Source organism: Natronoarchaeum mannanilyticum, assembly GCF_039522665.1.
Lineage (GTDB): Archaea > Halobacteriota > Halobacteria > Halobacteriales > Natronoarchaeaceae > Natronoarchaeum > Natronoarchaeum mannanilyticum.
This window is the reverse complement of sequence record NZ_BAAADV010000004.1, coordinates 85,672-107,862: the sequence shown is the minus strand read 5'-3', so window position 1 is coordinate 107,862 and position 22,191 is coordinate 85,672. Positions and strand designations below refer to the sequence as shown.

The window sequence follows — 22,191 nt, the reverse complement described above, 5'->3', positions numbered from 1 at the left end:
CTCAGGGCGCGCGAACGTCGTGTTCGAGCGTCCCGACGCCCTCGATTTCGACCTCGACGGTGTCGCCGTCAGCGAGCGGACCGACGCCGGCGGGCGTCCCGGTCGCGATCACGTCACCCGCTTCGAGGGTCATGTACTCGGTGATCTCCTCGATCAGCTCCGGGATCGAGAAGATCAGCAGTTCCGTCGAGGAGTCCTGGCGCGTCTCGCCGTTGACCCGAAGTGTGATGCTCGCGTCGTCGGGCACCTCGTCGGGCGTCGCCACGACGGGGCCCATCGGCGCGGCGCCGTCGAACGCCTTTCCTCGCACCCAGTTCTGTTCGACCCGCTGGTCGTCGCGATTGGAAACGTCGTTCACGCAGGTGTACCCCTCGACGACGTCCAGAGCGTCGTCGGCGTCGACGTTCCGGCACTGCTCGCCGATCACGACGCCGAGTTCGGCCTCGTGTTCGACCTGCTCTTTGCCCTCGGGGAGCGCGATCTCGTCCCCGTGGCCCGCCAGCGCGTTCGGCGGTTTCAGAAACAGGAGCGGCCGATCCGGTACGTCCTCGTCGCGCTCGTCGGCGTGCTCGGCGTAGTTCCGGCCGATGCAGACCACCTTCGAGGGATCGGTCGGCGGGAGCACGTCCACGTCTTCCGGGTCGTACTCGCTGCCGCCGAAGCGGATCGTCCCGTCGCGGTACTCGCCGCGTCGCACGGACCCCGCAGGGTCCCGAAAGCGTACGTACTTCATGCTCCGTCGTCGGTCGGCCAGCGCGTTAAACGTTCGACATCCGGCACCGCGTTCCGTCGGCGTCGGGACGCCGCTTTCGCCCGAATGCCGCTGATGAGTCGGCCCCCGAAACGCCTTCCCACGGCGCCTTCGGAACGACACCTTTAAGCGAATTAGCCGGATACCCAAGAGTACGCTTCGCTGATCGCGAGGCGGTCTGCGGCGCTCCGTTGGTGTAGTCCGGCCAATCATTTCGGCCTTTCGAGCCGATGACCTGGGTTCAAATCCCAGACGGAGCACTTCTCTCGATGCAAACCGGCGAGCGACCGCTGTGTCGCGAGCAACGTTTGCGAGAGGAATGTAACTCGCTGGGATTTGAACTACGCGAGACGAGCGGAGCGAGTCTCGCCATCGAGTTCAAATCCCAGATGGAGCATCCTTCTGTGGAACCACGCACCGGAAAGTTATTGCTCGCACCGAGCGCGCTTCGCCGGTCGATCGGGTGATAACTACTTTTTCGGAGGAGTGGAAACGTCTCGACATGCTCGACGACGTCATCGAGATCGCCGGCTCCGCGATCTTCGATGCGGCGCTGGACAGGCGAGACGATCGGAGCGGGCCCCACTGGGCCGCGCTCTTCATCGGGACCGTCTTCGGCATCGGGTCGCTGGGGCTGCTCGCGACGGGACAGCTCGGCGTCGGCATCGCCGCCCTGTTCGTCGGCGGCGTGCTGTTCGGATGGGGGATGTGAGCGCGGGCGGTCGGTGCGGCGGTTCGTCACCGCTCCACAATCACGAAGTTGAAACACAACGTATTTCACTGTACCCCGGTAACCCGAAAGTGCAGGAGGGCCGGTAGCTCAGTCCGGCAGAGCGTCTGACTCTTAATCAGACGGTCGCGCGTTCAAATCGCGTCCGGCCCGCTTTTCCCGCGATCATTCACGTGGTAGTATCAACTGTCGACCGGTGCGATGCGGTCGTACAGTGTAGCGGACACGAGAATCGCCCGCCGGTATTATCCCGCTATACATTAGTGTAATAAAACGGGCATGCAGTTTCCGGTACAGCAACCAAATCTTATGTAGGTGCTCGTCGTTGAATCCGATAGCAATGGCTAACGACCATAGTCCGGTACTCGGGGGCGAAAGGCGTTCGAGCGCGACGGACGACCGGCCGCTGAACGCGGCGGTGCTGGAACGAGAACTCGAACTGCTGGGCCACGAACGACGGCGTCGGATGATCCAGATCTTGGAAAACGCCGACGCGAGCACCTTCGACCGACGCGAGATCGCCCGTCGGATCGCGGCGGCGGAAGCCGGCGCCGACGCGGCGTCCGACGAAGTCGTTCGACGCGTCGAGTGTTCGCTTCACCACAAACACCTCCCGATGCTCGACGAGTACGGCGTCGTCGACTACGATTCCGACGCGGGGGTAACCACGTACTCGCCGTCCCGGGAGTTCGACCGGCGAGTGCTGGCGTCGGTCGAATGACGGAGCGGTAGCGACGCGAATCCGAGCGACGGTTCCCGACGACGCACCGCGACGCCGTAAGGCATTTTGGATCGCCGAACAGTAGTTCGGACTGGCATGTCCGACTTCGAAACGTACGACTGTGACTCCTGTGGTAGCGAGTTCAAAGCGTACCCGGACGCCAACGCCGCGGAAAAGCAGGCCTGCAGCCCGACCTGCGAGTAGTTACTCGTCGGGGCTGTAGTTCGGCGCCTCGTCCGTGATGACGACGTCGTGGGCGTGGCTCTCGCGCTGGCCGGCGCCCGAGACGCGGACGAACTCGGCGCGCTCCTTGAAGCCGGGGATCGTCTCGGCGCCGACGTAGCCCATCCCGCTTTGCATCCCGCCGGTGAGCTGGTGGAGCTCGCTGGCGAGGCTGCCCTTGTACGGCGTCGCCGCCTCGACGCCCTCGGGGACGTACTCGTCTTCCTCGTCTGGTTCCTCTTTCAGGTAGCGGTTGTCCTCGTCGTCGCCGGCGGACATCGCGCCGACCGACCCCATCCCGCGGTACTGCTTGTACTTCTTGCCGTTCATCGTGACGACGCGGCCCGGCGCCTCGTCGGTGCCCGCGAAGTACGAGCCCAGCATCACGGCGTCCGCGCCGGCCGCGATCGCCTTGATCGCGTCGCCGGAGTAGCGGATGCCGCCGTCCGCGATGACGGGCACGTCGTGCTGGCTGGCCACGTCCGCGACCTGCGTGACCGCGGTGATCTGGGGCATCCCGGCCCCGCTGACGACGCGGGTGGTACAGATCGAGCCGGGCCCGATGCCGACCTTGATCCCGTCCGCGAACTCGACGAGTTCGGCGGCGGCCTCGCGCGTGCCGATGTTGCCGACGACGACGTCGGCGTCGACCTCCTCTTTGATCTCGCGGGATCCCTCGACGACGTTCCGATTGTGGGCGTGGGCGGTGTCGATGAAGAGCACGTCGGCGCCCGCCTCGTCGGCGGCGACGGCGCGCTCGAGGTTGAACGGGCCGACAGCGACGCCGCAGCGCAGGCGGCCGTTCTCGTCGCGGGCCGCGTCGCCGTACTCGCGGCGCTGGAGGATCCCCTGCATCGTGACGAGACCCGACAGGCGGTTCTCGTCGTCGACGACGGGGACGCGCTCGATCTTGTGCTCGTACATCAGTTCGAGCGCCTCGCGCGCGGTGACGTCCTGGGGCGCGGTGATGACCTCGTCGGTCATCGCCTCGCGGACCTCGTCGTGCTCGCCGACTTCGAGGTACGGGCGGATGTCCGTGCCCGAGATGATCCCGAGCACCTCGCCGTCGTCGTCGACGACGGGAGCGCCGCTGACGCCCTCCCCTTCCATCATCGCGTCGACCTCCCGGACGGTCTGACCGGGCTCGGCCGTGACGACGTCGCGGATGATCAGTTCGTCGGCTCGCTTGACTTTCTCGATCTCCTCGACCATGCGGTCGAGATCCAGGTTGCGGTGGACGACGCCGAGTCCGCCCTGGCGCGCCATCGCGATCGCCATGTCGCTCTCGGTGACGGTGTCCATCGCCGCCGAGAGGACGGGGACGTTCAACTCGACGTTACGCGAGACTCGCGTGCCGAGATCGGCTTCGTCCGGTTCGACCGTGCTCTCCTTGGGGCGGAGCAGCACGTCGTCGAACGTCAGCGCTTCCGGTACGCGAAGTTTCTCCGAGAATGGACCGTCGTCGGGAACGTCGTTCGCCATGTCAGTGGTCCGCCGCGCCGCCCCAAAAACGTTGCGAGACGCCGCTCCACTGGGGAGATCTGTCACGCCTGCGCGGCGTTCGCCGCCCGATTGGGTGCTCAAGAGCCCGGTCGACGAACGTCCACGCATCGGTGTACGAAGTTGAACATCGACGAGTGTACTCGCCCGTATCGGGCGTTTCGGGGCGTGTGTCCGCGTCTCACGGAACGTTTATGGCTCCACCTGATAGATTATGTAGTATGGACGTCGCCAGTTCCATCGCAGCCAGCATCGCTGGTCAGCCGCGCGCGGACGCGGACCACTGCTTTACAGCCGCGATGGAGAGCAAACTGGCGACAAATCGGACGGACGGCGCGAACTGGTTCGCCGGCGCAACGGGCGTCCGGGCGGGACCGCAACGCGGCGCCGACCACCCGCGGGCCAGGGGGCACGGCCACCCGACGTGAGCGATGAGTAGCTCCCAACACCCGGTCGCCCTGGAGATCGAAGAGCTGGTCGGCGGCTCGACCAGACTCCTGGCGACCGTCATGTTCCTGCCGCTGCTCGATGGCATCTTCCCCGCGCTCGTGCTCGCGGGCGCCCTCGACTCGACCGCCGGCATCCTGCAGGTCGGCCTGCTGGTGTTCGGCGGCAGCGCGACCGTCGCGGTCATCCTCGCGGAGATGGACGGCGGCCCGCGCGAGCAGGCGACGACCGTGTTATTGGTCGGCGTCCCGCTGCTCGCGCTCGCTGCGATCGAGGCGGCGCTGGCGCCGACGATCGAGAGCGTCCTCGAGATGGTGATCTTCGAGCGCTTCGCCGCGCTGGTGATCCTCGCAGTCGCCGCCCAGACCGCCAGCGCCCGCATCGGCGAGCTCCTGCCGCGACCGGCGGTCATCGTCGGCCTCGGGCTGTTCGCCAGCCTCGACGTCGGCGGCCTGCAGGTCGCGCTGGTGACCGACCCCGAGCTGGTCGCCCGCGGCGTCGCCGCGGCGGGCGTCGGCGTCGGCTTCGCGCTCGCCGTCGCGCTGCTGGCGCCGACGCTGCGCGAGCTGGTCCACCTCGACCGGTTCCGCTTCGGTAGCGCCGTCGCGCTGGGGCTGCTCCCGCTGTCGCTGCTGGGCTACCCGTTCGGCGACTACGCGCCGCTGGCGGTGCTCGGCCTGACGACGCTGTTCGCGCTCGACCCGAACGCCGAACCGCCGGGCGACGCGGCGGTCGGTTCGGCGTCGACGAGCGAAGGCGGGACGGAGCGACGATCGCGTGAGACTCCCGCCGAAGTCGGTGGCACCGACGACCACCCGCTGGCCGCGGCGAACCCGCAGGTCCCCGACGGCGGCGACCGCAGCCGGGGATGGGACACCGTCGGCGCGGACGACGCCGAAGACGGACCGGGCGAGAGCCGCGAACCCTGGCTCTGAGACGCGGCGGCGTCACGACGCCGCGGCGCGGTTCCAAGACTTTACACGCGCGCCCTTCTTTCGGTGAGGTATGAGCGATAATCGCGTCGTCCAGGGTCGCATGGTCACGCCACTGAGCCTCGCCGAACTGATCGAAGACGACGACGTCATGGACGCCGAGGCGATCGAGGAGGCCGACCGCCAGTGTCCCGACTGCGGCGGCGACGTCCTCGAAGTCGTCTACATGCCCGGCGTCACCGAACTCGTCACGGGGCGGAAATGCCAGGACTGCGACTGGGCCGAGACCGAGCGGGACTGACCCGAATCGAAACCACTTTAGGGCGGTCGGGCCAACGAAATTCCGAGGGGTCGTGGCCAAGTCCGGGATGGCGACTGACTCCAGAGATATCCGCCCGGTGACGAACTCCACTGATATGCCGAGCGGGCGACTGATCATCGCTCGCGTTGACGACGCTCTGGAGTACCGAGGCGATTCGGAGATATCAGTCGATCGGGGGTTCAAATCCCTCCGACCCCACTTGAAATAAAAAGGACGTGGACGGTTTTACCACGTTCTCGACACAACTTCTATAGGGGGTGGTCCGCGTGACGATCGCCCCCTGGTCGTCACCCTCCAGTACCGACTGTCTCAACTGCGAGGCTCACGTTTTAGCCGACTTCCGGCGGGTCTACGGCGACGCTGACGACCAGGCCCATCGTTGCCCACAGTGCGATACCTGGGTGCGACTCTTCGAAGGGAGCGCTGCCGGGCTCGACGTCCGGACGCCTGACCCTGAAACATCGCCCGGTTGCCATGGGAACGATCCGGCGGAGGGGTGGTCGGCGTGAGCACGCCGTCGATGCAATCGGCCAGCTCGAAGCGAGCGGGCGAGCGCGCGGAGTCCAACGTGATCGACGCGGTATCCGAACTCACCTACCTGCCGGATACCGAGGTCGAGCACGCTGACGCCGAGGTCGAGACTACCATATCGCCCCGCGCCGGGCTGCCGACCATCGCGCTGCCGGTGGTCGAACAGGGAACGCTCGTCGAGATCAAGAGCGCGATGGTCCGCCTCGAAAGCGGTGGGCATGGGCGGTTCTACCTCCGACGCGAGCAACACGAGCAGGTTCGTGCTGACGCCGGCGTCTATCTGTTCGCGGTCTGTGAGCCGACGCCCGACCGATCGGTCCTCGCGCTGAAGTTCGTCGCGGCGACCTCGCTCGACGAGATCGGCGCCGGCCCTGGAGGTGATTGGCGTGACGAGTGAATGGTACGCAAGTGCGGAAGTCAGTTTACCCGCTCCTCTCGCTGCTGCTCGACGCCTTCCAGAATTAGATCGACAGCTTCCCAGATCTTCCCGTCCGAATAGAGATCCTCAACGGTCGCTTCGAGTTCGTCATCCTCCAGTATCTCCTCTTGGAGATAGCGCTGGACAACCCGTTCACCATGGTGTTGATAATTATCCTTCCGTTCCTCAGACGAGCGACCACTCATTGTCTGTTCATAGTAGTTCAACCAGAGCGTCTCAAAGGTTCACCCTAGATAGCTATGTATTCCATTGTCCGGGAGCCTCTACACTTAGGATTTGTACCGTTCATCATCTGGAACAGTAATCGGTTACGAGGAGAAGAGGAATCCCGATAAGATTGGTCCCGGCCCAGAGGGTGATCGGCGTGGCGAGGGAGCCAGCCGACCGCGACCGTACCGCCGAACTCGACGCACCGGAGTCCGGCGAGCGAGGCATCCTTCGATGCGGTCTGTACCGGGTGCGGGCAGGTCCGGGTCAAGCGCGCTGACGAGGACCCGGAGAACCCTACGTCGTTCAAACACGCCTGTCACCGCTGTAAGACGGCGACGTGGTGGAACCCGATCCGAACGCTGACCGGGGTGATGCGGATAAACGAGTACCCGGCAGTGGAGGTAAAGAATGAGAGCGGGGCCGGAGGTCGATCGCCGTGAACGTCCTCCTGGCGCAGAAGGAAGGCTCGAACACGGTGTACAAGCCGAGCAACGACGGGCCGAACGAAGATATCGTGGGCTACAACCACCGCCTCGTGCTGCCGAAAGCCGACGCTCGCGAGTTGAGGACGTCGACGCCCGGCAAGCGGCGTCGAGCGCGTTCCAGAAGGGATGCAGAAGTACGCCGCCACCTTCGAGTTCGACGAGGACCGCGCGGGGCGAACGATCCGAATTGACACGCTCCTGGGCGAACTCAAATCTACGTCGTTCCCCTATATCGCCGACGTGATCGACGCCGCTCGAAGCTATCGACGCTCGCCCGGTAGCGCGGCCCCTCGTAGTGGCAACACTGTTCTACGGTCCGATTTCGACAAGTTCAGTTGCTATTCTTGGGTGGTTACGGACAAGTTAGGGATACTTGCGTCGAGCGGCGTCGACGCGATCGGCTCCGAGCTGACGCCGGGCGATTCCCGCTGTGCGGGAGATCCCCCTTAGGAAGTGTGCCGAAGGGAACCCGGCGGAAAAAGTACTCCGCGCCGCGGGATTCCAAATGAAACACCGGACAGCATGGCAGGCGAGAGAACCAATTCATTACAGACGAGAGGATGAACATTCACATCAAACTCAAAGACAACCTTTTTGGACATGTGAACGAATTATTACTTCGCGGTGGTTTTGGAACTGCCGCTCGTCGATTCATTGGCATACCGAGGGTAATACACGGGAGCTCCTGTGGGCGGGTGGGTGCCCGCCACTCATTCACATCTGTAGTGAACTATTACTTCATAGATATCGAATTGCCAACACCAATTGCCAATACCATACATGAATTTATATTTCTCAAGCCCGTAGGATCGATACCAGCATAGTGCTGGCGTGCCACACGAGGGCCGAATCCCGATCGAGCATCCCATCCGCTGGTATCTACCGTCGTGTGGTACAGGCGTAATGCACGACCCCGGTCGTGGGCGGGCCGATAGCCCCGCCGCCTCACCATCATGTTCCGCCGGTCATTCTTAGAAAAGTTCGTCAATCCCGAGTTTCGCCTGTTGGGTATCGCGGTGATCGCCGCCACCGTGCCACCGGATTAGCGGGAGATCGCCAGCGCGGACCATCTTGTCGTCGAGCACGGTACAGCCCTCTCGGCCGTGCGGGCGGTACACGACGAAACAGTACCAGCCGTCAGCTCGTCGAAGCCGATCGTGATACTACCGGTAGATTTTGAAGTTACCCGGCTGGCCGTCGGCGTGCTCGACCATCGTGCTCTTGATCTCGACGGGCGTTCCGTTCTTGAATCGCGCGTCGTGCCAGCTCGCCCGGTCGAGCTGGAACTTGAGGATCACCATCAGGAGCACGATGACGAACTCCATGTCGGTCAGATCCTCGCGCGTGGTCTGGCCGTTCGTGGTCCAGGCGATGAAGATCACCGCCATGGTGACGACGAACGCCTAGGTGATTTCGGTGCCGTGAGCTGCGTACAGCGCGTCGTCGAACGACCAGAAACTCAAAGCGGAGGACGAGACGAAGCTCCCGTCGTTCTACCGTTCGTCGCAGAAGCACTTCGGGCGACCCAAGCACGCCTTTCTCGAAGTGGCGTGGCACGTCGGAGCGCGAATGAGCGGCGTTCGGGCGCTCGACCTCCGGGACTTCGATCCCGATCGACAGACGCTCGAATTCCGTCACCGACCGCCGACCCTTCTCAAGAACAAGACGGAAGGCGAGCGGATCGTCGGGATCTCGGAGTCCGTCGTCGACGCGCTCCAGGCGTACATCGAACGCGAGCGATTCGCGAAGCGAGACGACAACGGTCGAGAACCGTTGTTCTCCGGGCGGCAGGGACGCCCGTCCGATTCGACGTTCCGCGCCTGGTCGTACATGGGCACCCAGCCGTGCGTCGTCGAGGCGTGCCCTCACGGGAAGCGTCGCGCGACGTGCGATTACACCCGGCGGAACTTCTCCAGTAAGTGCCCGTCGTCGCGGTCACCCCACGCGATCCGCACCGGATCGATCACGTGGCAGCTGCTACGTGGGCTCGATATCGAAACGGTCGCCAAGCGAGTGAACGCCCGGCTCGAGACGATCCGCCGGCACTACTACAAGGCGACCGAGCGCGAGGGGTTCGAGGAACTGCGCGCAGAGAAAACCCTGAAACTTGATATCGAAGACAGCAATGAGTGAGATATTCGCCCAAAAATCGGCTCGTACAGCCCGACTGACCATCGCAGTTCAGGAGAGGGTTCCCTCCGACCCCACTCTCTCTGGCGACAAACGGACGTGAGGAGCCTGAGGTATTCACGTCGGAGGGTTTGAACCGCGCAAGACGAGCAAAACGAAGTCCTCGCGGTTCAAATCTCTCCGACCAACTACCTTTCGGCGGACCTGCGTAGCGCGCGCTTGCCACGCGTGAATATTTGTTCTGATTGTATTCACCGACCGCCGCGAGTACTGGGCAGAAACCCGGTTCAGCTGGGAGTTACGTTCCCCCTCGCGGCGAATCCCTATTTCACATCAAATGTCGACTGTTTGGGTAGCTTGGTGAATTGCTATCTCGCGATAGTCCGAACACTACCGTTCGCTGATCTAGTAGTTTACTGGACCTAATGCACTGTCTTTACCTGTGTCTGTAGATGCGTGCCCTCAACCCGCATAGAGGTGATACGAAATTTCTCCTCACACATTTAGTATTTCTAACGCTAATTACCAATGGCATACATGAATTTATAATTCTCAAGTCGTTATAGGTCAATACCAGCGCACGCTGGTGTACCACACGCCGACCGAATCCCGACCGAGCGTCCATTGACTGGTATCCGAAGACAGTGTGGTACGGCCGTAGTACACGGTTCGACCGTGGGCGGGCCGATAGCCCCGCCGGCCCAACTGATTCCGCCGGTACTATGTCGAGAGCCACTGCTCGATCAGCAACTATGCCCGATCGTCAGTAGCAAATATCGGCCCGTCGCCCGCTCCGGAAGCACCACGGGACAACGGCACAACCGGCAGGCCGGATCAGTTCTTTTCGGGATCGGCGCCGCGCCCCAGGCCCGTCGCCATCAGCCGGCGGGCGATCACGACGATGCCGTTCTCGAACCCCTTGCCGAACACGGCCTTCTCCCGCTGTTCGGAGCGCACCGTCGGTCGCTAGGTCGTACTAACCAGGATGGAGCTGCGATCGACGAGCAGGAGCTGGCTGATAGAAACGGTGTCGGTCGGATCGTCTTCGAGCTCCGAGAGCCACTCAAGTTCCGAGACGAACACCTCGACGTCCGGCATCGACTCAACGACGCGGTCGCGCAGATCATCCGACACTGTGCCGACGAGGACGGTCGTTCCGCGATCCTGTGCGGCCCGGAGCTGATCGAAAAGATCCTCGGTAAGCTTGCTCTCGTCGCCGACGACCAGCACGATCTCGTCGTCGGCGTCGTCGAGTAGCGACTTCGTCCGGTTCCGGATCGCCGATTCGCCGGAGAGCGACCAGACCTCGTGGGCGACCTCTTCCTCGTCCTCCTCCAGCGACACAGCGTCGATCGAGGCCAGCGAGTCGGCAAGTTTCTCCGTGCGGGACTCGAACTCCTCCCGGAGCGTCGCCGCCGCCTCGTCGATCTTGACGGCGCGGTACTGCTGGGGATTCGAGTGCTGGATCTCGACGAGTCCCTTGGCCTCCAGCACGCGGATGGCGTCGTAGACGCGCGTCCGCGGGACTTCCGAGACGTCACTGATGTCTTTAGCCGTCGCTTTCGGCAGTCGCGACAGCGCGACGAAGCACTTGGCCTCGTACTCTTTCAGCCCCAGCTGCTGGAGCAACTCTACCGACTGTTCGTGACTCGAGATGTCCTTCATGGGTCCCAACCACACGACCGGCGAACCGGTGTTGTCGACACTAACGTGCCCACTCGGAAGTCAGTTCTCCCTCGGGAAGCGATACTCGCCGGATGAAGGTGTAAGAGTGACAGGAAACGCTGCTGTCACCCGATTAATCACAGTACCATTATACGTGTAGAGGGAGAAGTCCCATCCGGCGCGGAGCAAGGACTGGTCCCAACCACCTCACTCCGCGCCGAACTGCCGATTTCCGGCAGTTTTCGGCGTGATTCGGACTGTGACGGACCACTGATCTTCTGCGACGGTTCGTCCGCGTCAACGGCCGATGACGCGCCTCGACGAACGGTTATAACTCCGAGCATCACACGTTTCGACTAACTGTGGTGCTACGACCCCGGACGCCGAACGGCGAAGTATCACGGACGCACGGCGTCCGCGAGCGACACGGATATCGGAGCAGAGAGAACGAGACCGAAAGCACCGTCAGCCGCGGTAGCGACGGGAGGAGCGCAAGCGACGACCGGTCATTCGGACGGCAGCGTTCCGACGAGCTCGTCCCGGTTTTTTCGAGCAGGACGAGCAACGGTCGGATCTGATCGAACAGCGGTCCCTTCGTGATCTCGTGGCGCTCACGATCCCAGTCGATCAGTCCGTAGTCTTCCAGTTTCGGCAGGTGGACGTGATGGAGTTCCGTCGCGCGCGATCGCTCTTCGTCCGTCCGAACAGCAGTGGTCACGGATCTGTCGTCGCCCGGGTTTTTGTCCAGGATCGCCAGCAGCACCTCGCGCCGCTGCTCGTCGGCAAGTGCGTCAAAATGGTCATCGATCATGTGCTCCTCGCGTACTCTCCTCGAACGCCGGCGGTAAATACCGGTAGCACTTTCGCGGGACGGATTTGTTTGAGGAAACGAGTGACAGATGAGTGTGCGTTCGGTCGGGGGACCGTCGACCGCTACGCGGCCCCGGTGTTCTCCCGTAGTACCCCACGTACGGCGGTCGCGAGCTCGTCGAACTCGTCCATGTGCATCTCGTCGGTCGTCACGTACACGCCGCGATCGCCGACGATGACGCGGGTGACGTAGCCGTACTCGAACGCGCGGATCGTGAACTCGTACTCGCCGAGTTCGGAGTCGCCGTAGGTCTGCTGGGACGTGAACCCGAGACGTTCGTTGGCTACGAATCGATCGAGTTCGGCGTCCTGCTCGAGGTCGCTGCGGATGTAGAGCTGGTCGTAGTCCTCCGCGGTAAAGAGGGTGATACTGCGCAGCGTGTCGCCGATCGACGTCCGACACGCGCTGATGAGTTCTTCTGCCAGTTCCTCGCTATTTGATTCTCCCGACATAGATGTACGTAGCGGCAGTCTCGAACTTCAACGTCGGGCCGCTGCGGGACCGACGCCGACCTTGCGACAAGTGTCAGAATTTCAAGTGGAAAGTATTATAGTGTAACGCGAACTAATTAGAAATATGAAGCGACTGGTGAAGGTCCTGCTCGTACTGTTCGTGATCGCCGCCCTCTGGAAAGTGGTGTCGACCGACGCCGAGGTCGACGTCGAGTACGACGACGCGTAGCGACGCCGCTTTTCGGAGCGAATCACTTACCCCTCTGCCCGCCCAGCATCGGGTATGTACGGCGTGGTGACGCGCAACGAGGAGGAGTTGGCGTGGGGCGAGTTCGACCGGTCGTTCTACGAGGTCAAGGACGTCACCGGCCGGGCCAGCGAACCCGTCGCCGGCGCGGTCAACATGATCTCGTGTTTCGGCGACACCGCGGCGGCCGACGCGCGTCCAGAACTGGTGCCCGTCAGCGAGGACGGCGAGCGCGCGACCCGCGAGCGGCCGTACTTCGACTGGACCTACGTCTGTCCCAATCGCGACGAGTACCGCGCCGGCATCTTGGAGATGGTCGAGGACGCCGCCACGGCGAGCGGGGACGTTCGGCTCGACGACGTCGGCTTCCCGCGCGGCGAGTACTGCCACTGCGAGGTCTGCGAGGAGCGGTTCGCCGCGAGCGAGTACGACGATCGGCCGACGTGGCGGGCGAGCGTGATCACCGAGTTCGTCGCCGAGGCGGCCGATCGGGTCCCGGGCGACACGTACCTGACGCTCCATCCCGATCCCTACCCTGGTCACCTCTACGAGCGCTCCGGGATCGACGTCGAGGCGATCGAGCCCCACGTCGACGAGTTCGTCGTCCCGCTGTACGACACGGCGTACGCGACGACCTACTGGATCGAGACGATCGCGAAGGGGTTCCAGTCCCGCCTGGACACGCCCTTCAGCGTCGAACTGTACGCCGTCGACGTCGACATCGACGATCTGCTCCGGGCCGCCGACGTCGCCGGGGAGTACGGCGAATCGGTGCTGTTCGGCTACGACGCCAGCAACGCGCGGGCGGCGCTGCGCAGGCTCACAGCCGAGTCCAACGACGGCGTCAGCCACGGCGAGTAGGACGCCGCGGCGTCGGTCGGCGTCCCGCCGACTCTCAGACCGACAGTGCCCGCTCCCGCCAGGCGAGGATGTCCCGGCGGTCGCGGGTGTCCTCGGGCGGCTCGGCGAACCACCGTGCTTCCGAAATTTCGCCGTCGGGATCCGATACGGTCGGCTCGGTGGTCTCGGCCTCGCCGGCGAACACCGGCAGCACGCCCCACGTCTCGGAGTCGTCGGCGACGACTCGCACGTCGGTGAGGATCGCCAGCCCGTCGTAGTCGACCTCGACGCCGGCTTCCTCCGCGACTTCGCGCTCGGCGGCCTCGCGGAACGTCTCTTCCTCGCGGACGCCGCCGCCCGGGAGCACCCAGAGGTCGACGTCCTCGTGGCGTACCAGCAGAAGTTCCCCAGACGGCCGGTAGACGATCGTGTGGGCGCCGTACGGCGTCCCGTTGTCCCGGATGCGCTCGGCGAGCGTTCGGAAGCGCGGTCGGCTTACCCGGCGCGTGCGATCGAACTCCAAGTAGTCCTCGTACCGCCGGTCGAGCCGGTGGCGCGCCTGCTCGGCGCACTGGTTCGCTTCGTCCGCGAGATACCAGAGGTCGTCGAACGACGTCATCGGCGACGCTGGCGGACGGAACTGCGATCGGGCGGCGTGACGGGGCGGAGGGAGAGCGAGCGGCTGATCATACTGTACTGTCCAGTCGACTGGCAGGAATACCCTTCGAAACGGGCAGATGACGACGCCGCGGCGTCCCGGCTCGGGCGTCAGGGGCGTCGAAGCGCGTACGCGCCGCCAACCAGCAGCGCGAACGCCGCAACTACCGCGATCCCGGTGCCGAGCGTATCGTTCCCAGGCCAGCCGCCACCAGCCCCGTCGTCGCCGCTGGTCCAGCCGCCGTCACCCGCCCCGCCCTCGATCGATCCGGACTCGGCGACGCGCACGGTCGATTCGCTGCGACGCTGCCCGTCGTCGATCGAGATCCTGTAGGTGCCCGCGCCCTCGAACGCCAGCGACACGTCGACGGTCCGTCGCCCGTCGGCGTCGAGCAGAACGTCGCGCTCCGCTCGCCGCTGGCCGTCCGCGCTGACCGTCAGCGTCGCGCGGCCGGGGTAGTCGGCGTCGTTCGTCACGGTCGCGGTCACGGTGACGTTCTCGCCCATCGCGAGGCGATCGCGGTCGAGCGCCACGTCGGTCACGCGCGCGGCGGCCGGCTCGCGCACCGTCACGGAAAGCTCGGCGCCGCCCACGGAGAGTTCGTACTCGCCGGGCTCGTCGAACGTCCGATCGAACGTCAGCGTCCGCTCCGCGTCGGCGTCCAGCCGTCCGGTTCGTCGGTCGACGACCGTCCCGTCGACCCGGAACGCGGCGTCGTACGTCCCCTCGGTGCCGCCGTCGTTCCGGACGGTCGCGTCGAGCGAGAGCCGCTCGTCCGCGACGAGCGTGATCGGCCGCTCGCCGCCGATCGAGCGCTGGCGGTACTCGCCGTCGACGCGGATCGCGTCCGGGCTGTCGACGTCGGGCAGTTCGTAGCTGATCCGCGCCGACAGCTGTCCGAACGCTTTCTCGTGCTCGTCGGCCGACCAGAGCGCGGGCGCATCGCTGGTCTCGGTGTACCGCCGAGCCGTCGCTCTCGGGTCCTCGCCGCCGGCGTCGCCGACCATCGAGAGGAAGGCCGCCTGAGAGATCGGCTCGCCGCGCTCGTTCATCCGTTGGAACGGCGTCTGGAGCGTCGCGCCGCTGTCGGTCGCGAGCCGGAGCCGGCGGTCGATCTCGCCGGCCGCGAGCGCGCCCTTGTCGTAGTTGGCGCCGTCGGGCCACGTCGACGGCTCCGACAGCACGGCGTCGGCGTAGCGGCTGTTGCGGCCCGCAGACAGACGACTCCGGAACCGCTCGAACTCGATCCGATCCTGTTCGAGCGTCAGCGACGCGGCGTAGTAGGTCGCGGCGGCTTCCGTGAACCACCTCGTCGCCTCCGTGGTCTCGTAGTCCTGACGCGTGTGGACGTACTCGTGGAGCCAGACGTTTCCGGGTTCGTCGACCCGCTCCGAGTCCCGGACCCAGCCGTCGGCGTCGCCCGTCTGGAGCCCGCGCACGCCCCAGCCCACGTCGCCGGTGGGCGCCGCGATCAGAAACACCTCGTCGTCGAGATCGTCAACCCGGAGCGCGTCCGACGCGTGGTTCAACGAGTCGAACACGTCCTCGGGATCCTCGGCCATCGTCGCCGCGTCGGGGACTACCAGACGAAACTGCTGGCGATCTCCGTCGTGCGTGATCGTCTCGTGGGCGCCCAGGAACGCGATCCGGCCGCCGACGGCGCCCGATCCGTCGACGGTCGTCTCGCGATCGATCGCGACCTGTCCGCCGCCCGACCAGCTCCAGCTGTGGTAGAGTCGGGGCTGCTGGACGAGCGCCCACTCGCCCGTATCGACGAACGTGTACGACCCCGATCCGGCGATCGGCCCGCTCTCGTCGAGCGTGCGGTTCACCGCGAGCGTGTACGTCGCCGTCGGGTCGTCGGTCCGCCCGTCCCACGTCAGGTTCCCGCCGGAACCGGTCGAGAACCCGTCGGTGGACTCGACCGTCGGATCGTCGAACAACTGCACCTTCAGCGTCTCGAGTCGGTCCGGCGTCGCGTACCGGAGCTCGACTGCGATCGTCCCGGGACGCTCGGGGAGCCGGTGTAACCGCGCTTCGGCGCCGAGCGTGTCGGCGTCGCTGGCGGCGGTCGTCGTGGCGTTCCCTCCTGCTATCCCACGATCCGCGCTCGTGGACGCCGACGCAGTCACGCGGTCTGCGCTCGTCGACGCCGTCGCGATGTCCGCGGTCGTCGGCGCCGACGCCACCGGCGCCGCGACGCCGCCGACTAGCGTCACGACGAGCAGCGTCGCGAGAACGACCCGTCTGCGTAGCACACTCCGGCACTTGGCCTCGGTTGCCTTGAGCGTTCCCGATAGTTACGGTTGCGTTCGGCTTGTTTCACCGGGATCGACGGCGGCATCGTCCCGCGACCGAGAGGGGCGGACACGTCGCGACGACCCGCCAGCGCGGACGAGTTCGGCTGCATTTATGCACGCGGCGGCCCGCCCTCGAAGCATGGACGAGGACCCACTGCTGATGACGCCCGGGCCGACGGCCGTCCCCGCCGCGGTGCGCGACCGGATGGCCGAGCCCGCGCCGAACCCGGACGTCGAACCGGAGTTCGTCGAGTTCTATCGCGACCTGACCGACAAGCTGGCCGCCGTCTACGGCGACGACGACCTCGCGATCCTGGGCGGCGAGGGCATTCTCGGACTGGAGGCCGCGGTCGCCTCGCTCGTCGAGGACGGCGACCGCGCGCTCTGTATCTCGAACGGACTGTACGGCGACGGGTTCGCCGACTTCGTCGAGGACTACGGCGGCGAGGCGGTCACCTGCCGCGCGCCCTCGACGGGCGGGATCGACGTCGACGCCGTCGCCGAGGAGTTGGAAGACGGGGAGTTCGACGTCGCGACGATGGTCCACTGCGAGACGCCGACCGGGACGCTGAACGATCTCGATCCGGTGCTCGACCTGCTCGACGACCACGACGTGCTGAGCGTCGTCGACGCCGTCTCCTCGCTGGGCGGGACGCCCGTTCCAACGGGCGAGATCGACGTCTGCATCGGCGCCAGCCAGAAGTGCTTCAGCGCGCCGCCGGGGCTCGCGGTGCTGTCGATTTCGGATGCGGCCTGGGAAAAGATCGAGGCGACCGAGGTCCGCTCGTACTACGCCGATCTGACGCCCTGGAGGACCGCCGCCGACGAGGAGTGGTTCCCCTACACCATGCCCGTCAACAATCTGCAGGCGCTCGACGCCGCCGTCGACCTGCTGCTCGAGGAAGGGGTCGACGCCGTCTTCGAGCGTCACGACGCCGCCGCCGAGCTGTGCCGGGAGCGCGGTCGAGAGATCGGGCTGGAACTCTATTCGGACGCCGACGTGGCGTCGCCGACGGTCACCGCGTTCCGCGTCGAGGGGCGGGCACAGGAACTCCAGCAGCGGCTTCGGGAGGAAGAGGGCGTCGTGCTCGCGACCGGGCTCGGTGATCTGGAAGACGACGTGCTCCGCGTGGGGCACATGGGCCACAACGCTCGCGAGGACCGCGTCGAGCGCACGATGGACGCCATCGATCGGGTGCTGTAGTCCGAACACGCGACGGGAGCCCGTTCGCCCGCCTCTGCCCCGTCAACGCATACCGAAGCGCCGACGGAGAGAAATCCGTATAGGCCCCGCTCTACGATTGCAGGCAATGAGTTACCGGATCGGACTCGTCGGCAAGCCCTCGGTGGGCAAGTCGACGTTTTTCAACGCGGCGACGATGAACGACGTGCCGGAAGGCGCCTATCCCTTCACGACGATCGACCCGAGCGTGGGCGAGGCGTACGTGCGCGTGCAGTGCGCGGCCCCCGAGTTCGACGAGACCTGCACGCCCAACACCGGCTACTGCGACGACGGCGTCCGCTTCGTGCCGACGAAGATCGTCGACGTCGCGGGGCTGATCCCCGGCGCCCACGAGGGCAACGGGCTGGGCAACCAGTTTCTGACCGACCTCAACGAGACCGACGTGCTGGTCCACGTCGTCGACTTCTCGGGCAAGACCGACATCGAGGGCGAGCCCACCGAGGACCACGATCCGCGCGAGGACATCGACTTCCTCGAAACCGAACTCGACCAGTGGTACCTCGACGTGCTCGAGAAAGGCATCGAGCGCTACCGGAGCGGCCACGTCACCGAGGACGACGACATCGAGGAGGAGATGGCCGAGCAGATGAGCGCGTTCCGGACCAACGAGGACGAGATCAAGCTGCTGATCCGCCGCGTCGGCGTCGGCTTCGATCCCGGGGAGTGGGACGACGAGGACAAGTTAGAGCTCGCCCGCGAGATCCGAAAGGAGACCAAGCCACTGGTGATCGCCGCGAACAAGATGGACATGCCGGAAGCGCAGGCCAACTGGGAGGAAATCACCGACGATCCCGAGTACGACCACCTCACGTTCGTTCCGGCGAGCGCGCACGCCGAGAAGGCCCTCAAGTCCGCGGACGAGGGCGGCGCGGTCGACTACCGACCCGGCGACGGCGAGTTCGAGATCGTCGCCGACGTCTCCGACGAACAGGAAGCGGGTCTCGAACAGATCCGCGAGTTCCTCGACGACTTTGGCTCGACGGGCGTCCAGGACGCCCTGGAAGCCGCGCTGTTCGACGTGCTCGGCGTCACGCCGGTGTTCCCCGGCGGCGCCAACGGGCTGGGCAACGAGCGCGGCGAGGTGCTGCCCGACTGCTACCTGCTGCCCCCCGATTCCACCGCGGAGGACTTCGCGTACAGCCTCCACTCCGACATCGGCGAGGGGTTCCTCCACGCGATCGACTGCCGGTCGAACCGCCAGCGCGGCGCCGACTACGAACTCGACGACCGCGACGTGCTCGAAGTCGTCACGACGAACTGAGGGCGTCGGTCGCGTTACGCGCCGTCTCGATCGCCCTCGTTCGTACCGGTCCGGTTTCCGCTCGCGCTCTCGTTCGTACCGCTCTCACTTCCGCTCGCGCTTTCCTCGCCTTCGGCGTCGCCGAGCGGGATCCGGACGCCGCGGCCCGATCGCTCGACGGTCGTTCCGAACGGCGCCGAAAGCGTTCGCATCCGCTCTCTGAGCCACGCCGCGGCGTCGTCGCCGGCCCGCTCCGAACGTCTGTCGGCGATCTCGATCGGTCGGAGTTCGAGGGCCGTTAGCTCGCTGCCGTCGACCGCAAGCTCGAACAGGAAGCTCCGGTCGTTGTGCAGCCCCTCCTTGATCGCGTAGTCGTCGACGAAGTCGCCCGCGTCGTAGATGATCGGCCGCCCGCGGTACGTCTCGACGCCCTGGATCACGTGGGCCGAGTGCCCGTGGACGACGTCGACGCCCTCGTCGATCAGCCAGCGGGCGAACCGCTGCTGATCGGTCGAGGGTTCGACCTCCCAGTTGGGGCCCCAGTGCAGCGACGCCACGACGAGGTCGGCGCCGCGCTCTCGAGCCGTCGCGACGCCGTTCCGGACCGCGCGCCGGGTCGCTTCATCGTCCGCCGAGAGCGCGACGTGTGCCGTCCCGGGGCTGTCGGGACCGGCGCCGAACTGGCTCCACTGATCGGTCAGCCCCAGCACGCCGACGCGCAGCCCGCCGGCGTCGACGACCGTCGGTTCGAGCGCGGCGTCGACGTCCGCCCCCGCTCCGGCGTGGGCGATCCCGCCCGCCGAGAGGTGATCGAGCGTGTCCAGCAGCGCCGTCTCGCCGAAGTCGAGCAGGTGGTTGTTCGCGAGGCTCACCGCGGCCACGTTGCCGGCATCGAGCGCGGGCACCGCCCAGTCGGGGTCGGCCCGGAAGTAGAACGTCTTGTCCGGCCAGCGCTCGCCGCGCTCGGAGACGCAACACTCCAGGTTCGCGACGACGCCGTCGAGCGACTGCAGGTGCTCGTGCATCGACCCCCAGACGTCGGCGGGCGAACCGTCCCGGTGAACCGCGTCGACGTCGCGGCCGAACATCAGATCGCCCACGAAACCGACGCGGTGGTCGGCCGACGACGGTCGAAGCGGCTCGCCGGGAGACCGCTCCGTCGGCGCCTGACAGCCCGCCAGGGGAACGAGCGAGGCCGCGAGCAACTCCCTGCGGGTTCGCGTCATCGTCCGGTCACGGCGGTACGATCCAGCGACGGATACAAAAACGTGCCCCACCGCGTGCGTCGTGAGCCGTGGTACCGTTTCTTACCAACCACTTAAACGTCCGCGGGTCCTATTACGGCTGTGAGTGAAGAAAGCGGGCGTCGGAATCTCCGAATGCCCAACGACGACGAGCTGTTTGCGGTCGTGACCGAACACAACGGCGGGAACCACGTCCGCGTTCGCTGCGAGGACGGCAAGGAGCGCATGGGCCGGATCCCCGGCCGCATGAAGTACCGCACCTGGATCGAGCAAGACGACATCGTGGTCGTCGAGCCCTGGGACTTCCAGGACGAGAAGGCCAACATCGAGTGGCGGTACACGAGCCAGGACGCCGAGCAGCTCCGGCAGGAAGGCCACATCGACTAACTCGATTTCTACGAGGCATCTTCGCGCGCGCCGACTGCACAGTGTCGACGCCGCAATAGCTCGGGAAAGTTACAACCGTTCCGAGTCCATACGAACCGCTCATGCGCGGTTTCGACCGATCCGCGGCGGACGACGCCGAGCGCGCGGTGGCGCCGGTAGTCGGCGTCGGGCTCCTGATCGCTATCGTCGTCACGCTGGCGGCGGTCACGCTGTTCATGCTGGGCGGTCTCACCGACGGGACGGAGTCTGCCCCTCAGACCGCACTCGACTTGCAGTCCCAGGACGACGGTCCCGGCCACGAACTCGTCCACCAGGGCGGTGACAACCTCGACGAGCAGGAGGGCCGCATCGTCGTCCGCGGCGTCGCCGACCCCGACGTGGTCGAGAGCGGGACTCTCAGCGCCGACAGCGCCGTGACGGTGTACCCCGTCGAGGAGGAAGTCGAGATCGTCTGGGTCGCCGACGAGTCCGACGAGAGCCACGTCCTCGATACGTTCGAGGCCGATCCGATCCCGGCGACCCCCGACGAGGGCTGCGAGTGGGTCGAATCGGAGACGAGCGGCGGCACCGGCGACCTCACGGTCGACGGCATCACGGTCGCCTGCGACGTCGACACCAGCGGCGACGTCGACGTCATCGGAGGCGGATCGGTGGTCGGAGACGTAGAGGGGGAGGAACTCGACTTCGACGACGGAGCCGTCTACGGCGACGTGAACGCCGCGCAAGACGTCGATCTCACCGACGCGAACGTCACCGGCGTGGTCGACGCCGACGGCGACGTCACTCTCGACACCGGCTCCTCGATCGACGGCGCCGTCGCGGGCGACGAGGTCGACCTCGACGCGTCGACCGCCGGCGGTCCCGTCGACGCCGATAGCGATCTCGACCTCACGAACGCCAGCGTCGATGGCCCGGTCGACGCCGGCGGAGACGTGACGCTCGATACGGATTCTTCCGTCAGCGGCGGTATCGCGGGCGACGAGATCGACCTCACTACCTCGACGGTCGACGGAGAGATCGAGGCCGATAGCAGCCTCGATCTCTCCGATACCGACGTGGGCGGCCCGGTCGACGCCGACAGCGACGTGACGATCGACACCGGATCGGCGGTCGGCGGCGCGGTGGCGGGGAACGCGCTGACCGTCACCGGCTCAGAGATCGACGGCGCGGTCGACGCTACCAGCTCCGTCGATCTCGGAAGCTCGCGGGTCAGCGGCGGCGTCGAGGCTGATTCGGACGTGACGTTCTCGAACGCGACCGTCGGCGGTGACGTCGACACCGCGGGCGACGCAACCGTCGACACCGGCTCGTCGATCGACGGCGATCTGTCCGGCGGCGAGGTCGGCGTCAGCGGTTCGACGATCGCGGGAACCGTCGAAGGGGGCGACGTCGAGATCCAATCCGCCGCCGACGTCGACGGTGCAGTCGCCGGGACCGGCGACGTCGGGATCGACGGAAGCACCGTTTCGGACCACGCTTACGTCGACGGCGACTTCGATTGCGACTCGTCGACGGTTCACGGCGACGACTGCGGCGACTACTCGTCGCAGGAGTACAGCGACTACTGAGCGCTCCTCGCTGTTCTCCCGTCGTGCGGGTCGGAGTCGCACCCGTTAAGCCCGCC

General features: G+C 65.9%; 24 protein-coding genes, 3 tRNA genes and 2 pseudogenes. 17 read left to right on the top strand and 12 right to left on the bottom strand.

Annotated elements, in window-relative coordinates; translation table 11 throughout:
• Position 1 precedes the first annotated feature (1 nt).
• Positions 2-733: a fumarylacetoacetate hydrolase family protein gene (locus tag ABDZ81_RS11265; RefSeq protein ID WP_343774076.1), complete on the bottom strand. Its 732-nt coding sequence runs from the start codon at positions 731-733 to the stop codon at positions 2-4.
• 203 nt (positions 734-936) lie between these two features.
• On the opposite strand from ABDZ81_RS11265, the gene ABDZ81_RS11260 reads away from it, so the two are divergent.
• The 4 genes from ABDZ81_RS11260 to ABDZ81_RS11245 all read left to right on the top strand — a co-directional run bounded on the left by ABDZ81_RS11260 (position 937) and on the right by ABDZ81_RS11245 (position 2,202).
• Positions 937-1,011 (top strand) — tRNA-Glu (locus ABDZ81_RS11260).
• A 242-nt stretch (positions 1,012-1,253) separates the two neighbouring features.
• Complete coding sequence (locus ABDZ81_RS11255) at positions 1,254-1,463, top strand: hypothetical protein (protein WP_343774075.1); 210 nt, start codon at positions 1,254-1,256, stop codon at positions 1,461-1,463.
• A gap of 97 nt (positions 1,464-1,560) precedes the next feature.
• A tRNA-Lys gene (locus tag ABDZ81_RS11250) sits at positions 1,561-1,634 on the top strand.
• A 187-nt stretch (positions 1,635-1,821) separates the two neighbouring features.
• Positions 1,822-2,202, top strand: a complete 381-nt coding sequence (locus tag ABDZ81_RS11245; RefSeq protein ID WP_343774074.1) for a DUF7344 domain-containing protein — start codon at positions 1,822-1,824, stop codon at positions 2,200-2,202.
• A gap of 204 nt (positions 2,203-2,406) precedes the next feature.
• On the opposite strand, the gene guaB is transcribed toward ABDZ81_RS11245, so the two are convergent.
• Positions 2,407-3,906 carry an IMP dehydrogenase gene (gene guaB, locus ABDZ81_RS11240; RefSeq protein WP_343774073.1) on the bottom strand — a complete coding sequence of 500 codons (1,500 nt, stop codon included), beginning with the start codon at positions 3,904-3,906 and terminating at the stop codon, positions 2,407-2,409.
• 239 nt (positions 3,907-4,145) lie between these two features.
• On the opposite strand from guaB, the gene ABDZ81_RS11235 reads away from it, so the two are divergent.
• From ABDZ81_RS11235 to ABDZ81_RS11215, 6 genes are all read left to right on the top strand, one after another.
• Entirely contained in the window at positions 4,146-4,352 is a 207-nt protein-coding gene (locus tag ABDZ81_RS11235) for a DUF8099 family protein (protein WP_343774072.1), read from the top strand.
• Between the two features lie 3 nt (positions 4,353-4,355).
• Complete coding sequence (locus ABDZ81_RS11230) at positions 4,356-5,306, top strand: DUF5794 domain-containing protein (protein WP_343774071.1); 951 nt, start codon at positions 4,356-4,358, stop codon at positions 5,304-5,306.
• A gap of 70 nt (positions 5,307-5,376) precedes the next feature.
• Positions 5,377-5,604: a DUF5795 family protein gene (locus ABDZ81_RS11225; RefSeq protein ID WP_343774070.1), complete on the top strand. Its 228-nt coding sequence runs from the start codon at positions 5,377-5,379 to the stop codon at positions 5,602-5,604.
• Positions 5,605-5,650: 46 nt separating this feature from the next.
• Positions 5,651-5,823 (top strand) — tRNA-Trp (locus ABDZ81_RS11220).
• A gap of 59 nt (positions 5,824-5,882) precedes the next feature.
• The gene (locus ABDZ81_RS18160; RefSeq protein WP_425541908.1) at positions 5,883-6,134 is read left to right on the top strand and encodes a DUF7563 family protein; all 252 of its coding nucleotides are present in this window, start codon (positions 5,883-5,885) and stop codon (positions 6,132-6,134) included.
• Positions 6,131-6,553 (top strand): PD-(D/E)XK family putative nuclease, encoded by a 423-nt coding sequence (locus tag ABDZ81_RS11215; protein WP_343774069.1) that lies wholly within the window; start codon positions 6,131-6,133, stop codon positions 6,551-6,553. The genes ABDZ81_RS18160 and ABDZ81_RS11215 overlap by 4 nt, the downstream gene beginning before the upstream one ends.
• 20 nt (positions 6,554-6,573) lie before the next feature.
• Here ABDZ81_RS11215 and ABDZ81_RS11210 read toward each other — a convergent pair whose 3' ends face one another.
• On the bottom strand, positions 6,574-6,780 hold the full coding sequence (locus ABDZ81_RS11210) for a hypothetical protein (protein ID WP_343774068.1): 207 nt from the start codon (positions 6,778-6,780) through the stop codon (positions 6,574-6,576).
• Between the two features lie 461 nt (positions 6,781-7,241).
• Here ABDZ81_RS11210 and ABDZ81_RS11205 point away from each other — a divergent pair, with 461 nt between their 5' ends.
• Positions 7,242-7,481, top strand: a complete 240-nt coding sequence (locus ABDZ81_RS11205) for a hypothetical protein (protein ID WP_343774067.1) — start codon at positions 7,242-7,244, stop codon at positions 7,479-7,481.
• A gap of 780 nt (positions 7,482-8,261) precedes the next feature.
• On the opposite strand, the pseudogene ABDZ81_RS11200 reads toward ABDZ81_RS11205, so the two are convergent.
• Together ABDZ81_RS11200 and ABDZ81_RS18195 are read right to left on the bottom strand one after the other, a co-directional pair.
• Positions 8,262-8,579, bottom strand: a pseudogene (locus tag ABDZ81_RS11200) (PD-(D/E)XK family putative nuclease); the annotation flags it as partial.
• A gap of 12 nt (positions 8,580-8,591) precedes the next feature.
• Positions 8,592-8,681 (bottom strand): annotated as a pseudogene (locus ABDZ81_RS18195) (hypothetical protein); the annotation flags it as partial.
• 178 nt (positions 8,682-8,859) lie between these two features.
• Between ABDZ81_RS18195 and ABDZ81_RS11195 the strand changes: the two are divergent.
• Complete coding sequence (locus ABDZ81_RS11195; RefSeq protein WP_377074295.1) at positions 8,860-9,423, top strand: hypothetical protein; 564 nt, start codon at positions 8,860-8,862, stop codon at positions 9,421-9,423.
• 831 nt (positions 9,424-10,254) lie between these two features.
• On the opposite strand, the gene ABDZ81_RS11190 is transcribed toward ABDZ81_RS11195, so the two are convergent.
• The 4 genes from ABDZ81_RS11190 to ABDZ81_RS11180 form a co-directional block, all read right to left on the bottom strand.
• On the bottom strand, positions 10,255-10,377 hold the full coding sequence (locus ABDZ81_RS11190; RefSeq protein WP_343774066.1) for a hypothetical protein: 123 nt from the start codon (positions 10,375-10,377) through the stop codon (positions 10,255-10,257).
• Positions 10,378-10,386: 9 nt separating this feature from the next.
• Entirely contained in the window at positions 10,387-11,085 is a 699-nt protein-coding gene (locus tag ABDZ81_RS11185) for a TrmB family transcriptional regulator (RefSeq protein ID WP_343774065.1), read from the bottom strand.
• 343 nt (positions 11,086-11,428) lie between these two features.
• Positions 11,429-11,896: a DUF7344 domain-containing protein gene (locus ABDZ81_RS18155; protein ID WP_377074296.1), complete on the bottom strand. Its 468-nt coding sequence runs from the start codon at positions 11,894-11,896 to the stop codon at positions 11,429-11,431.
• 122 nt (positions 11,897-12,018) lie between these two features.
• A complete protein-coding gene (locus ABDZ81_RS11180; protein WP_343774064.1) occupies positions 12,019-12,408 on the bottom strand; it encodes a DUF7522 family protein in 390 nt (129 codons plus the stop codon).
• Positions 12,409-12,691: 283 nt separating this feature from the next.
• Here ABDZ81_RS11180 and ABDZ81_RS11175 point away from each other — a divergent pair, with 283 nt between their 5' ends.
• The gene (locus ABDZ81_RS11175) at positions 12,692-13,516 is read left to right on the top strand and encodes a hypothetical protein (RefSeq protein ID WP_343774063.1); all 825 of its coding nucleotides are present in this window, start codon (positions 12,692-12,694) and stop codon (positions 13,514-13,516) included.
• 34 nt (positions 13,517-13,550) lie between these two features.
• On the opposite strand, the gene ABDZ81_RS11170 is transcribed toward ABDZ81_RS11175, so the two are convergent.
• Positions 13,551-14,114, bottom strand: coding sequence for an NUDIX domain-containing protein (locus ABDZ81_RS11170; RefSeq protein WP_343774062.1), 564 nt, complete (start codon positions 14,112-14,114; stop codon positions 13,551-13,553).
• A gap of 149 nt (positions 14,115-14,263) precedes the next feature.
• Positions 14,264-16,411: a glycyl aminopeptidase gene (locus ABDZ81_RS11165; RefSeq protein ID WP_343774061.1), complete on the bottom strand. Its 2,148-nt coding sequence runs from the start codon at positions 16,409-16,411 to the stop codon at positions 14,264-14,266.
• A gap of 181 nt (positions 16,412-16,592) precedes the next feature.
• Here ABDZ81_RS11165 and ABDZ81_RS11160 point away from each other — a divergent pair, with 181 nt between their 5' ends.
• Both ABDZ81_RS11160 and ABDZ81_RS11155 read left to right on the top strand, forming a co-directional pair.
• Positions 16,593-17,657, top strand: a complete 1,065-nt coding sequence (locus ABDZ81_RS11160) for a pyridoxal-phosphate-dependent aminotransferase family protein (protein ID WP_343774060.1) — start codon at positions 16,593-16,595, stop codon at positions 17,655-17,657.
• Between the two features lie 106 nt (positions 17,658-17,763).
• Positions 17,764-18,957 (top strand): redox-regulated ATPase YchF, encoded by a 1,194-nt coding sequence (locus ABDZ81_RS11155; RefSeq protein WP_343774058.1) that lies wholly within the window; start codon positions 17,764-17,766, stop codon positions 18,955-18,957.
• A gap of 14 nt (positions 18,958-18,971) precedes the next feature.
• Here the strand turns inward: ABDZ81_RS11155 and ABDZ81_RS11150 are convergent, their stop codons facing one another.
• Positions 18,972-20,162 (bottom strand): CapA family protein, encoded by a 1,191-nt coding sequence (locus ABDZ81_RS11150; protein WP_343774056.1) that lies wholly within the window; start codon positions 20,160-20,162, stop codon positions 18,972-18,974.
• Positions 20,163-20,282: 120 nt separating this feature from the next.
• On the opposite strand from ABDZ81_RS11150, the gene eif1A reads away from it, so the two are divergent.
• A complete protein-coding gene (eif1A, locus tag ABDZ81_RS11145) occupies positions 20,283-20,567 on the top strand; it encodes a translation initiation factor eIF-1A (protein ID WP_343774055.1) in 285 nt (94 codons plus the stop codon).
• A 101-nt stretch (positions 20,568-20,668) separates the two neighbouring features.
• The gene (locus ABDZ81_RS11140; protein WP_343774054.1) at positions 20,669-22,135 is read left to right on the top strand and encodes a type IV pilin domain-containing protein; all 1,467 of its coding nucleotides are present in this window, start codon (positions 20,669-20,671) and stop codon (positions 22,133-22,135) included.
• The last annotated feature ends 56 nt before the right edge of the window (positions 22,136-22,191 follow it).

What these genes read in the sequence shown, in the direction of transcription:
- ABDZ81_RS11265 (WP_343774076.1), bottom strand. Translation starts at nt 733, where the DNA reads ATGAAGTACGTACGCTTTCGGGACCCTGCGGGGTCCGTGCGACGCGGC.
- ABDZ81_RS11255 (WP_343774075.1), top strand. Translation starts at nt 1,254, where the DNA reads ATGCTCGACGACGTCATCGAGATCGCCGGCTCCGCGATCTTCGATGCG.
- ABDZ81_RS11245 (WP_343774074.1), top strand. Translation starts at nt 1,822, where the DNA reads ATGGCTAACGACCATAGTCCGGTACTCGGGGGCGAAAGGCGTTCGAGC.
- guaB (WP_343774073.1), bottom strand. Translation starts at nt 3,906, where the DNA reads ATGGCGAACGACGTTCCCGACGACGGTCCATTCTCGGAGAAACTTCGC.
- ABDZ81_RS11235 (WP_343774072.1), top strand. Translation starts at nt 4,146, where the DNA reads ATGGACGTCGCCAGTTCCATCGCAGCCAGCATCGCTGGTCAGCCGCGC.
- ABDZ81_RS11230 (WP_343774071.1), top strand. Translation starts at nt 4,356, where the DNA reads ATGAGTAGCTCCCAACACCCGGTCGCCCTGGAGATCGAAGAGCTGGTC.
- ABDZ81_RS11225 (WP_343774070.1), top strand. Translation starts at nt 5,377, where the DNA reads ATGAGCGATAATCGCGTCGTCCAGGGTCGCATGGTCACGCCACTGAGC.
- ABDZ81_RS11210 (WP_343774068.1), bottom strand. Translation starts at nt 6,780, where the DNA reads ATGAGTGGTCGCTCGTCTGAGGAACGGAAGGATAATTATCAACACCAT.
- ABDZ81_RS11195 (WP_377074295.1), top strand. Translation starts at nt 8,860, where the DNA reads ATGAGCGGCGTTCGGGCGCTCGACCTCCGGGACTTCGATCCCGATCGA.
- ABDZ81_RS11185 (WP_343774065.1), bottom strand. Translation starts at nt 11,085, where the DNA reads ATGAAGGACATCTCGAGTCACGAACAGTCGGTAGAGTTGCTCCAGCAG.
- ABDZ81_RS18155 (WP_377074296.1), bottom strand. Translation starts at nt 11,896, where the DNA reads ATGATCGATGACCATTTTGACGCACTTGCCGACGAGCAGCGGCGCGAG.
- ABDZ81_RS11180 (WP_343774064.1), bottom strand. Translation starts at nt 12,408, where the DNA reads ATGTCGGGAGAATCAAATAGCGAGGAACTGGCAGAAGAACTCATCAGC.
- ABDZ81_RS11175 (WP_343774063.1), top strand. Translation starts at nt 12,692, where the DNA reads ATGTACGGCGTGGTGACGCGCAACGAGGAGGAGTTGGCGTGGGGCGAG.
- ABDZ81_RS11170 (WP_343774062.1), bottom strand. Translation starts at nt 14,114, where the DNA reads ATGACGTCGTTCGACGACCTCTGGTATCTCGCGGACGAAGCGAACCAG.
- ABDZ81_RS11160 (WP_343774060.1), top strand. Translation starts at nt 16,593, where the DNA reads ATGGACGAGGACCCACTGCTGATGACGCCCGGGCCGACGGCCGTCCCC.
- ABDZ81_RS11155 (WP_343774058.1), top strand. Translation starts at nt 17,764, where the DNA reads ATGAGTTACCGGATCGGACTCGTCGGCAAGCCCTCGGTGGGCAAGTCG.
- ABDZ81_RS11150 (WP_343774056.1), bottom strand. Translation starts at nt 20,162, where the DNA reads ATGACGCGAACCCGCAGGGAGTTGCTCGCGGCCTCGCTCGTTCCCCTG.
- ABDZ81_RS11140 (WP_343774054.1), top strand. Translation starts at nt 20,669, where the DNA reads ATGCGCGGTTTCGACCGATCCGCGGCGGACGACGCCGAGCGCGCGGTG.